The organism is Pseudomonas rhizosphaerae, assembly GCF_000761155.1.
Classification (GTDB): domain Bacteria; phylum Pseudomonadota; class Gammaproteobacteria; order Pseudomonadales; family Pseudomonadaceae; genus Aquipseudomonas; species Aquipseudomonas rhizosphaerae.
Genome location: NZ_CP009533.1, coordinates 1,980,894 through 1,992,248, shown reverse-complemented (window position 1 = coordinate 1,992,248; position 11,355 = coordinate 1,980,894). Strand labels below are relative to the sequence as shown.

Annotated in this window: 9 protein-coding genes; 8 read left to right on the top strand and 1 reads right to left on the bottom strand. The window is 64.9% G+C overall.

Annotated elements, in window-relative coordinates; all coding sequences use genetic code 11:
• Positions 1-660, bottom strand: coding sequence for a GntR family transcriptional regulator (locus tag LT40_RS08980; RefSeq protein ID WP_043189060.1), 660 nt, complete (start codon positions 658-660; stop codon positions 1-3).
• Between the two features lie 255 nt (positions 661-915).
• Between LT40_RS08980 and xdhA the strand changes: the two genes are divergently transcribed.
• The 8 genes from xdhA (at position 916) to LT40_RS08940 (ending at position 11,316) form a co-directional block, all read left to right on the top strand.
• Positions 916-2,370: a xanthine dehydrogenase small subunit gene (gene xdhA, locus LT40_RS08975; protein WP_043189057.1), complete on the top strand. Its 1,455-nt coding sequence runs from the start codon at positions 916-918 to the stop codon at positions 2,368-2,370.
• A complete protein-coding gene (xdhB, locus tag LT40_RS08970; protein WP_043189054.1) occupies positions 2,363-4,738 on the top strand; it encodes a xanthine dehydrogenase molybdopterin binding subunit in 2,376 nt (791 codons plus the stop codon). The genes xdhA and xdhB overlap by 8 nt, the downstream gene beginning before the upstream one ends.
• Positions 4,731-5,597, top strand: a complete 867-nt coding sequence (gene xdhC / locus LT40_RS08965) for a xanthine dehydrogenase accessory protein XdhC (RefSeq protein ID WP_043189051.1) — start codon at positions 4,731-4,733, stop codon at positions 5,595-5,597. The genes xdhB and xdhC overlap by 8 nt, the downstream gene beginning before the upstream one ends.
• On the top strand, positions 5,594-6,901 hold the full coding sequence (guaD, locus tag LT40_RS08960; protein ID WP_043189049.1) for a guanine deaminase: 1,308 nt from the start codon (positions 5,594-5,596) through the stop codon (positions 6,899-6,901). Before xdhC ends, guaD begins: the two co-directional genes overlap by 4 nt.
• Before the next feature lie 88 nt (positions 6,902-6,989).
• The gene (locus tag LT40_RS08955) at positions 6,990-7,271 is read left to right on the top strand and encodes a peptidylprolyl isomerase (RefSeq protein WP_043189047.1); all 282 of its coding nucleotides are present in this window, start codon (positions 6,990-6,992) and stop codon (positions 7,269-7,271) included.
• A gap of 117 nt (positions 7,272-7,388) precedes the next feature.
• Positions 7,389-9,236, top strand: coding sequence for an extracellular solute-binding protein (locus tag LT40_RS08950; protein ID WP_043189045.1), 1,848 nt, complete (start codon positions 7,389-7,391; stop codon positions 9,234-9,236).
• Entirely contained in the window at positions 9,236-10,297 is a 1,062-nt protein-coding gene (locus LT40_RS08945; protein WP_043189044.1) for a microcin C ABC transporter permease YejB, read from the top strand. Before LT40_RS08950 ends, LT40_RS08945 begins: the two co-directional genes overlap by 1 nt.
• Positions 10,294-11,316 (top strand): ABC transporter permease, encoded by a 1,023-nt coding sequence (locus tag LT40_RS08940; RefSeq protein ID WP_043193508.1) that lies wholly within the window; start codon positions 10,294-10,296, stop codon positions 11,314-11,316. Before LT40_RS08945 ends, LT40_RS08940 begins: the two co-directional genes overlap by 4 nt.
• The last annotated feature ends 39 nt before the right edge of the window (positions 11,317-11,355 follow it).

The window sequence follows — 11,355 nt, the reverse complement described above, 5'->3', positions numbered from 1 at the left end:
TCAGCGAACCGCCAAGGCGCTGAGCACCAATTCGCAGCTACGCTGACAGTATTCGCCCAGCACCTTGCGGATGAGCTGCGGGTCACGCGCCGACACCGCCTGCAGCAGGCGTCCGAACAAGGCCAGGTATTCGCTCATCGACGCCTTGCGCTGTTCCAGGGCCAGGTAATAGGTGCGGTTCATGGCCGGCTGCAGGTTCTCGATGGTCTCTTGCAGGTACGGGTTGTTGGCGAAAGGATAGGCGGCGCGCATGACGTTGAAGCTGTCTTCGACAAAGGCGTTGATGTCCTGGCGTTCGAAGCTGGTCTGCAAACGCCCCTGGATGATCAGAAACGGCGCCAGGTCGGCCTCGGTCTTCCAGCGCTGGGCCACGGCGTCGCCGAGCATGATGTACATCTCGCCCATCAGGGCGCAGAGGCTGCGTACCTTGTGTTCGCTGAGCTCGCTGACCTGGGCGCCGCGGCGCGGCAGGATGTCGACCAGATGGCGGCGTTCGAGAATCAGCAGGGCCTCGCGCACCGAGCCACGGCTGACGTTCAGCGCCTGGGTGACCTTGAGTTCCTGGATGCGCTCGGCCGGCTTGAGCTCACCGCTGATGATGCGCTCGGCCAGATGATGGGCAATTTGCTCGGCGAGGCTGTCCGGCGCCTTGAACGTCATGGTTTTCCTTCGACAATCGGTAATCGGTGATCGGCTGTCTGTGATCGCAGCATGGGGCGCAGTGTACCCCAATTGCAGGGCAAAGGCGGCAGGTTGGCACGGATGTGGCTTGGCTAAAGGCATGTCTGCCGGGGCGCAGGAAACGGGCTCGCCCAATTTCCTGACCCGCAGGTCAGCTAATCGTTGACCGCCCCCCGGCTGCCGCATAGATTCTGCTAGAGGCAGACCGAAGAATCAGGCGTCGTGAGGCCATCCGTGATCCAGTTCCTTTTGAATCAAACGCTGCACACCGAGCATGCCCTGGACCCAAACCTGACAGTGCTGGAATACCTGCGCACCGATTTGGCGCGGCCGGGCACCAAAGAGGGCTGCGCCAGCGGCGATTGCGGTGCCTGCACCGTGGTGATCGGCGAGCGGGTCGAAGACGGCGGTCAGCCGCACATTCGTTATCGCAGCAGCAATGCCTGTCTGACGTTCGTTTCCAGCCTGCACGGCAAGCAGCTGCTCAGCGTCGAGGACCTTAAGCTCCAAGGTCGCCTGCACAGCGTTCAGCAGGCCATGGTCGACTGCCATGGCTCTCAGTGCGGGTTCTGCACACCGGGTTTCGTCATGTCGTTGTTCGCCCTGCAGAAGAACCAGCCGCAGGCGAACCGCGAGCAGGCCTGCGAGGCGTTGTCCGGCAACCTCTGTCGCTGTACCGGCTACCGACCCATTCTCGATGCCGCGGCCCAGGCCTGCGGCGGGCCTGCACTGCCGGATCAGTTCGACAGCCAGCAGGCGCAGACCCTTGCCCGGCTGCAAGCCATCGCGCCAGCACGGACCGACGAGCTTCACGGCGGCAACAACCGCTGCCTGGTGCCCTTGACCGTGGCCGACCTGGCCGAGCTGTACAGTGAGCAGCCCGAGGCGCGCTTGCTGGCCGGTGGCACCGACCTGGCGCTGGAAGTGACCCAGGCGCACAAGGTGCTGCCAGTGATGATCTACGTCGGCCACGTTGCCGAGATGAAGCGTATCGAGACCTTCGACGATCGCCTGGAGATCGGCGCGGCTATGCCCTTGACCGATTGTTATCAGGCGCTGGCGGCCGAGTACGCCGACTTCGGCCACTTGTTGCATCGATTCGCGTCGTTGCAGATTCGCAACCAGGCCACCCTGGGCGGCAACATCGGCAACGCTTCGCCCATCGGCGACAGCCCGCCGTTGTTGCTGGCCCTGGGCGCGCACGTGGTGCTGCGCAAACGCGAGCGCAGCCGCACCCTGCCCCTGCAGGACTATTTCATCGACTATCGAGTCACCGCCAGGGAAGACGGCGAGTTCATCGAAAAGATCATCGTCCCGCGCGCCGACGCCCGCCGCGTGTTTCGTGCCTACAAGGTTTCCAAGCGGCTGGACGATGACATTTCCGCCGTGTGTGCCGCGTTCAGTCTGCTGATCGAAGATGGCCGCGTTCATGACGTACGCATCGCCTACGGTGGCATGGCGGCGATTCCCAAGCGCGCCGCAGGCTGCGAGGCCGCGTTGCTCGACAGGCCCTGGACGAAGGCGACTGTCGAGGCCGCCTGCGCCGCGCTGGCCGAGGACTTCACGCCGCTGTCGGATTTTCGCGCGAGCAAGCAGTACCGCTTGCTGACCGCGCAGAACCTGCTGCGCAAGTGCTTCATCGAGTTGCAGTCGCCGCACATTCAAACGCGGGTGAGCGCCCATGTCTGAGCATCAAGCGCCCGACAGCCAGGCACGCATGGCTGAACTGTTCGCCCAGGGGCTGACCACCGGCGTAGGCCGGGGCGTCAAGCACGACAGCGCCGACAAGCACGTCACGGGTGAGGCGGTGTACATCGACGATCGCCTGGAATTCCCCAACCAGCTGCACGTGTATGCGCGGCTGTCCGACCGGGCCCACGCACGCATCCTGCGCATCGACACCTCCGCCTGCTACGACATCCCCGGCGTGCGCCTGGTGATCACCCACGAGGACATCCCCGGCCTCAAGGACATCGGCCCGTTACTGCCCGGCGACCCGTTGCTGGCGATCGACAAGGTCGAGTTCGTCGGCCAGCCGGTACTGGCAGTGGCCGCCCGCGACCTGGACAGTGCCCGCCGCGCGGCAATGGCGGCGGTGATCGAGTACGAAGACCTGCCGCCGGTGCTGGACGTGGTCCAGGCGCTGCGCCAGCAGCATTTCGTGCTCGACAGCCACACCCACCAGCGTGGTGACTCGGCCGCGGCATTGGCCAGCGCGCCCCACCGCTTGCAGGGCAGCCTGCACATCGGCGGCCAGGAACATTTCTACCTGGAAACCCAGATCAGCTCGGTGATGCCCACCGAGGACGGCGGAATGATCGTCTACTGCTCGACGCAGAACCCCACCGAGGTGCAGAAGCTGGTGGCCGAGGTGCTGGACGTGTCCATGAGCCAGGTGGTGGTGGACATGCGCCGCATGGGCGGTGGTTTCGGCGGCAAGGAGACCCAGGCCGCCAGCCCGGCCTGTCTGTGCGCCGTGGTGGCGCACCTGACCGGGCAGCCGACCAAAATGCGCCTGCCGCGGGTCGAGGACATGCTCATGACCGGCAAGCGCCACCCTTTCTACATCGAATACGACGTCGGCTTCGACGACAACGGGCGGCTGCACGGGATCGATCTGGACCTGGCCGGCAACTGCGGCTACTCCCCTGACCTGTCGGCGTCGATCGTCGACCGGGCGATGTTCCATGCCGACAACGCCTACTACCTGGGCGATGCCACCATCAACGGCCACCGTTGCAAGACCCACACGGCGTCCAACACTGCCTACCGCGGCTTCGGCGGCCCCCAGGGCATGGTGGCCATCGAGGAAGTGATGGACCGCATCGCGCGCCACCTGGCCCTCGACCCGCTGGCGGTGCGCAAGGCCAACTACTACGGCAAGACCGAGCGCAATGTCACCCATTACCACCAGACGGTGGAGCACAACCTGCTCGAAGAGATCACCGCCGAACTCGAAGCCAGCTGCGACTACGAACAGCGCCGCGAGGCGATCCGCGCGTTCAACGCCGACAGCCCGGTGTTGAAGAAGGGCCTGGCGCTGACGCCGGTCAAGTTCGGTATCTCGTTCACGGCCAGCTTTCTCAACCAGGCTGGCGCGCTCATCCATATCTACACCGACGGCAGCATCCACCTCAACCACGGCGGCACCGAAATGGGCCAGGGCTTGAACGTCAAGGTCGCGCAGGTGGTGGCCGAGGTATTCCAGGTCGACATCGCGCGCATCCAGATCACCGCCACCAACACCGACAAGGTGCCCAATACCTCGCCGACTGCGGCGTCCAGCGGTGCCGACCTCAACGGCAAAGCGGCGCAGAACGCGGCGCTGATTCTCAAGCAGCGGCTGGTCGAGTTCGCCGCGCGGCACTACCGGGTCAGTGAGGAAGACGTGGAATTCAGCAACGGCCATGTGCGCGTGCGCGACCAGCTGCTGACGTTCCAGAGCCTGGTGCAGCAGGCGTGGATGGGCCAGGTGTCGCTGTCCAGCACCGGCTACTACAAGACGCCGAAGATTCATTACGACCGCAGCCTGGCCCGTGGCCGGCCGTTCTACTACTTCGCCTATGGCGCGGCGTGCTGCGAAGTGTTGATCGACACCCTGACCGGCGAGTACAAGCTGCTGCGCACCGACATCCTCCACGACGTCGGCGCCTCCTTGAACCCGGCCATCGACCTGGGCCAGGTAGAAGGCGGTTTCCTGCAGGGCGTGGGCTGGCTGACCTGCGAAGAATTGGTGTGGAGCGATCAGGGCAAGCTGCTGACCAGCGGCCCGGCGTCGTACAAGATTCCGGCGGTGGCCGACATGCCCCAGGACCTGCGCGTGCAGTTGGTGGAAAACCGCAAGAACCCCGAAGACACCGTGTTCCATTCCAAGGCCGTGGGCGAGCCGCCGTTCATGCTGGGCATCGCTGCCTGGTGCGCGATCAAGGATGCCGTGGCCAGCCTGGGCGACTACCGCCTGCAACCGAATATCGACGCGCCCGCCACGCCGGAACGGGTGCTGTGGGGTTGCGAGCAGATGCGCCAGGCGGCGCCCGGGAGCGTACGCCATGACTGACTGGATCGGTGCCCTGGCCGAACAGCAGGCCCGTGGCGAAGCCTGCGTGCTGGTGACCATCATCGAAGAGAAAGGCTCCACGCCGCGCAATGCCGGGGCCAAGATGGTGGTCAGCGACACCGCCTTGTTCGACACCATCGGCGGCGGCCACCTGGAATACAAGGCGCTGCACATCGCCCGCGAAATGCTCGCCGAAGGCACCCGCGCCACACGCCTGGAGCGTTTCAGCCTGGGCGCCAGCCTGGGGCAGTGCTGCGGCGGCGCCACCGTCCTGCTGTTCGAGCCGGTGGCGCAAACGCAGGCGCAGGTGGTGGTGTTCGGTGCCGGCCATGTCGGCCGCGCGCTGGTGCCGCTGCTGGCGAGCTTGCCATGCCGGGTGCGCTGGGTCGACTCGCGGCCCGAGGAGTTTCCGGCGAGCCTGCCCGACGGTGTCTGCCAGGTGATCACCGACGAGCCGGTGGACGAGGTCGCGAGCCTGCCGGTGGGCAGCTACTGCATCGTCATGACCCATGACCACTCGCTGGATCTGGAACTGACCCGAGCCATCCTTGAGCGCAACGACTTCACCTGGTTCGGCCTGATCGGCTCCGCCACCAAGCGCGCGCGCTTCGAGCACCGCCTGCGTGACCGCGGCATCGCGCCCAGTGTGGTGCAGCGCATGCGCTGCCCCATGGGCCTGGAAGCGGTGAAGGGCAAGCTGCCCATGGAAATCGCCGTTTCCATCGCCGCCGAGATCATCGCCACCTACAATGCGCACTTTGGCGCCCGCGCCGAGCCGGGGACAGCCAGCTCGCCGGGGGTCGCCCAACTGCTGCCGCGCTCGCGCCGCAGCCCCGCTGCCTTGAGAGATGCACCATGAGCCTTACCTGCAAAGCCTATCGCGCCGCAATCCTGCACAGCCTCGACGACCCTGCCCTGGTCGGTGTCCAGGCCTCCTACGAATACTTCGCCGATGGCGTGCTGGTGGTCGAGGACGGGCGGATCAGTGCGTTGGGCGCCGCCAGCGAGGTGCTGCCGACGCTGTCGGACGACGTCGAGGTGACCCATTACCCCGATGCCTTGATCACCCCCGGCTTCATCGACACCCACATCCACTTCCCCCAGACCGGCATGGTCGGCTCCTATGGCGAGCAACTGTTGGACTGGCTGAACGAGTACACCTTCCCCTGTGAAGGCCAGTTCGCCGACAAGGCGCATGCCGACGGTGTCGCGCAGATCTTCCTCAAGGAACTGCTGCGCAACGGCACCACCACTGCGTTGGTGTTCGGCAGCGTCCACCCTGAATCGGTCGACGCCCTGTTCGAAGCCGCCCAGGCCCTGGACCTGCGGCTGATCGCCGGCAAGGTGATGATGGACCGCAACGCGCCCGACTACCTGACCGACACCGCCCAGAGCAGCTACGCCCAGAGCAAGGCGCTGATCGAACGCTGGCACGGCAAGGGCCGCCTGCACTACGCGGTGACGCCGCGCTTCGCGCCGACCAGCAGCGAGGCCCAGCTGACCCTGGCCGGGCAACTGCTGCGCGAGTACCCGGACGTCTACCTGCAGACCCACCTGAGCGAGAACCTCCAGGAAATCGAATGGGTCAAGGCGCTGTTCCCCGAGCGCGGCAACTACCTGGACGTGTACGACCATTACCAGTTGCTCGGCGAGCGCTCGGTATTTGCCCACGGTGTGCACCTGTGCGACGCCGAGTGCGAGCGTTTGGCGGAAACCGGCTCGGCCATTGCCTTCTGCCCCACCTCCAACCTGTTTCTGGGCAGCGGCCTGTTCAACCTGCCCCAGGCCGAGCGCTTCAAGGTCAACGTCGGCCTGGGCACCGACGTCGGCGCTGGCACCAGTTTCTCGCTACTGCATACCCTGAACGAGGCCTACAAGGTCATGCAGTTGCAGGGTGAAAAACTCAACCCGTTCAAGTCGCTGTACCTGGCGACTCTGGGTGGCGCCCGCGCGCTGCGCCTGGAAGACCGCGTCGGCACCCTACAGCCGGGCACCGATGCCGACTTCGTGGTGCTCGACTACCATGCCACGCCGCTGCTCAGCTACCGCATCGCGCAAGCCAAGACGTTTGAAGAAGTGCTGTTCGTACTGATGACCCTGGGCGACGACCGCGCGGTCTTGCAGACCTATGCCGCCGGCCGCCGGGTGCACAGCCGCGACTGACTCGCCGTACAGATTCGTATGGAACTTTTGCAGGAAAACCGCCCCTCAATCGGGTAACCTGCCCACTTTTTCAGAAAGGAGAATCACCATGGCTAAAGCCACTGCCCGCCACATCCTGGTTGCCGACGAAGCCAAGTGCAACGACCTCAAGGCTCAGATCGAGGGCGGCGCCGATTTCGCGGAAATCGCCAAGGCCAATTCTACCTGCCCGTCCAGCCGTCAAGGTGGCGACCTGGGTTCGTTCGGTCCAGGCCAGATGGTCAAGGAATTCGACACCGTCGTATTCAGCGCGCCGATCAACGTCGTGCAAGGCCCGGTGAAGACCCAGTTCGGTTATCACCTGCTGGAAGTCACCAGCCGTCAGGACTGATAGTCTGCGGTCTGCGTTACGCCCGAACGGCCCGCCTATCGCGGGCCGTTCTGCGTTTGCAATACCACCGGGCCATGATGTTAGGCTGCACCCTTCGCTTTTCGACCCAGGCAGACAATGCGCGCAGTTTTCCTCTCCATCGTTCTTTGTGCCCTGTTCACCACGGCCACGGGCGCCCAGGCCGCCGCCCAGCACGCGCTGACCGTCTATGGCGAAGCGCCCCGCTACCCCGCAGACTTCCAGCATTTCGACTACGTGAACCCCGACGCGCCCAAGGGCGGCAGCCTGCGCCGTTCGGCCATCGAGATCGGCCAGTACGACCACATCCTGCCGTACATCGACAAGGGCATCGGCGTCAGCCAGGTCGACGGGCTGCTCTACTCGCCCTTGGCCGTGCGCTCGCTGGATGAGCCCTACACCGTCTATGGTCTGGTGGCCGAGCGCATGGAACGCGGCGACGACGGCCTGTGGCTGCGCTTCTACCTCAACCCCAAGGCGGTGTTCGCCGACGGCCAGCCGATTACCGCGCAAGACGTGCGCTACACCTTCGAGCTGCTGATGCGTGAAGGCAGCCTGGGCTACCGCACCCAGTTCGCCAACGTTGCCGATGTGCAAGTAGAAGGCCCGCGACAGGTGCGCTTCAACTTCAAGAACGCCGAAAGCCGTACCTTGCCGCTGGACCTGGCCACCTTGCCGGTGCTGCCCGAGCATTGGTGGAAGACCCGCGACTTCGCCAGCGGTGGCGGCTTCGAGGCGCCCCTTGGCAGCGGCCCCTACGCGATCGAGAAGATCGACAACGGCCGCAGCATCACCTTCAAGCGCAACCCCGACTGGTGGGGCAAGGACCTGCCCGAGGCGCGCGGCATGTACAACTTCGACCGTTTCAGCATCGAGTACTTCGGCGACACCGACGTCGCGCGCCAGGTGCTGCGCGGTGGTGGCTACGACTACAACCGCGAGTTTTCCGCCACGGCCTACACCATCGGCTACAACGGCCCGGCGCTCGACGACGGCCGTCTGCAACGCGCGCACCTGGCCAAAGCAGGCCTGCAGGCCGCCCAGGGCTTTGTTTTCAACCTGCAACGGCCGGTATTCCAGGATCGCCGCGTGCGCCAGGCGCTGGCCATGCTCTGGGATTTCGAATGGAGCAATCGGCAGATGATGCGCGGCATGTACATCCGCCAGCAGAGCTTCTTCTCCAACAGCCCGCTGGCCGCACGGCAACTGCCCAGCGACAGCGAGCTGAAGATTCTGGAGAAACTGCGCGGCCAGGTGCCGGATGAGGTGTTCACTCAGGTGTTTCACGCCCCGGTCAGCGATGGCTCAGGGCTGATCCGCGACAAGCAGTTGCAGGCGCTGCGCCTGCTCCAGCTGGCCGGCTGGCATGCCGACGGCGACCGTTTGGTGAACGCCGACGGCGAGCCGTTGAGCTTCACCTTCCTCAATACCCAGAACGGCCTGGAACGTTTGCTGCTGCCGTGGAAGCGCAACCTGGCGCAGATCGGCATCACCATGGAGATCCGCCGTATCGACTCTTCGCAGTACGTCAACCGGCTGATGGCCCGCGACTACGACATGATCATCACCGGCTACCCGGTCACACCGACGCCGGGCATCGAGCTGTACGGTTTCTTCGGTTCCGGCGTGGCCACCGACCCCGGCTCGAACAACTTGATGGTGCTGAAGAATCCGGCCGTCGACGAGTTGATCAACGGCCTGGGCGCGGCCAGCACGCAGACGCAGATGCGCGACTACGCCCACGCCCTGGACCGGGTGCTGCAGTGGAACTACTACTGGGTGCCCAATTACTACCCGCCGGGCACCTCGACGGTGTGGTGGAACCGCTTCGGCATGCCCGCCACCCCGGCCGCCAATGACCCGGCCATCGAAACCTGGTGGGAGGTCAGCCCCACTGCGCTGACCACCGAACAGATGCGCGACCGCCTGACAGGGAAGACTCACTGATGCTGGGTTACACGTTACGCCGCCTGCTGCTGATCGTGCCGACCCTGCTGGCGATCCTGCTGGTCAACTTCGCCATCGTCCAGGCCGCGCCGGGCGGCCCGGTGGAACAGGCCATCGCACGCCTGCAGGGTGTGGGCGGCGGCAGCGTCACCGGCGGCGGTGGCGACATGGTGCAAGGGGGCTCGCGGGCCAGCCGCGGGCTGGACCCCAAGCTGATCAAGGACATCGAGCGCCAGTACGGCTTCGACAAGCCGGCCCACGAACGCCTGTGGCTGATGATCAAGAGCTACGCGGTGCTGGATTTCGGTAGCAGTTTCTTTCGCGGCGCCAAGGTCACCGACCTGATTCTGGACAAGATGCCGGTGACCCTCTCGCTGGGGTTCTGGGCAACCCTGATCACCTACCTGGTGTCGATCCCGCTGGGCATCCGCAAGGCGGTGCGCCACGGCAGCCGCTTCGACGTGTGGAGCAGCAGCCTGATCATCATCGGCTATGCCATGCCGGCGTTCCTGTTCGCCATGCTGCTGATCGTGGTGTTCGCCGGTGGTACCTCGCTGAACTGGTTTCCGGTGCGCGGCCTGGTGTCGGACAACTTTGCCGAGCTCAGCCTGCTGGGCAAGGTGGCCGATTATTTCTGGCACCTGGTACTGCCGGTGACCTCGCTGGTGATCGGCGGTTTCGCCACGCTGACCATCCTGACCAAGAATTCGTTTCTCAACGAAATCACCCGCCAATACGTGGTGACTGCGCGGGCCAAGGGCCTGAGCGAGCAACGGGTGCTGTACGGCCACGTGTTCCGCAACGCCATGCTGCTGGTCGTGGCCGGCCTGCCCCAGGCGTTCATCAGCGTGTTCTTCGCCGGCTCGTTGTTGATCGAGGTGATCTTCTCCCTCGACGGGCTGGGCCGGCTGAGCTATGAGGCGGCCGTGTCGCGGGACTATCCGGTGGTGTTCGGCTCGCTGTTCATCTTTACCCTGCTGGGGCTGCTGATCAAACTGATCGGCGACCTGTGCTACACCCTGGTCGATCCGCGCATCGACTTCAGCGCGAGGAATGCCTGATGCGTCTGTCGCCCCTGGCCCGTCGTCGCCTGGACCGCTTCAAGCAGAACCGCCGCGGCTGGTGGTCACTGTGGCTGTTCCTGGCTTTATTCGCCCTGACCCTGGGCGGCGAGCTGGTGGCCAACGACAAGCCGCTGGTGCTCAAGTACGACGGCGAACTGTACTTTCCGGTGTTCAAGCGTCACACCGAACAGGAGTTCGGCGGGCAGTTGCCGTTCCAGGCCGACTACCGCAGTGACTACGTGCGCCAGCTGATCGCCTCGCGCGGCGGCTGGATGCTGTTTCCGCCGATTCCGTTCAGCGCCGACACGCCCAACTACGACCTGACCCAGCCCGCCCCTAGCCCACCGTCGACGACCAACTGGCTGGGCACCGACGACCAGTCGCGCGACGTGCTGGCGCGGGTGATCTTCGGCGCGCGGGTGTCGATTCTGTTTGCCCTGGCGCTGACCTTGATCAGCTCGCTGATCGGTATTGGCGCCGGGGCGTTGCAGGGCTACTACGGCGGTTGGGTGGATTTGTTCGGCCAGCGTCTGCTAGAGGTCTGGTCGGGGCTGCCGGTGCTTTACCTGTTGATCATTCTGTCGGGTTTCGTGGAGCCCAATTTCTGGTGGTTGCTGGGCATCATGGCGCTGTTTTCCTGGCTGGCGCTGGTGGACGTGGTGCGCGCCGAGTTTCTGCGCGGGCGCAATCTCGAATACGTGAAGGCCGCGCGGGCGCTGGGGTTGTCGGACCGCAAGATCATCCTGCGGCACATCCTGCCCAATGCCATGAACGCGACCTTGAGCTTTCTGCCGTTCATTCTGACCGGGGCGATCTCGACCCTCACGGCGCTGGATTTTCTGGGCTTCGGCATGCCGGCGGGCAGTGCTTCGCTGGGCGAGTTGATCGCCCAGGGCAAGCAGAACCTGCAGGCGCCGTGGCTGGGCTTTACCGCGTTTTTCACCCTGGCGCTGATACTGTCGCTGCTGGTGTTCATTGGAGAGGGGCTGCGCGATGCGTTTGATCCGCGTGCTTGAGTTGAGATTGGCAGGGCGCCCTTCGCGGGCAGAGCCCGC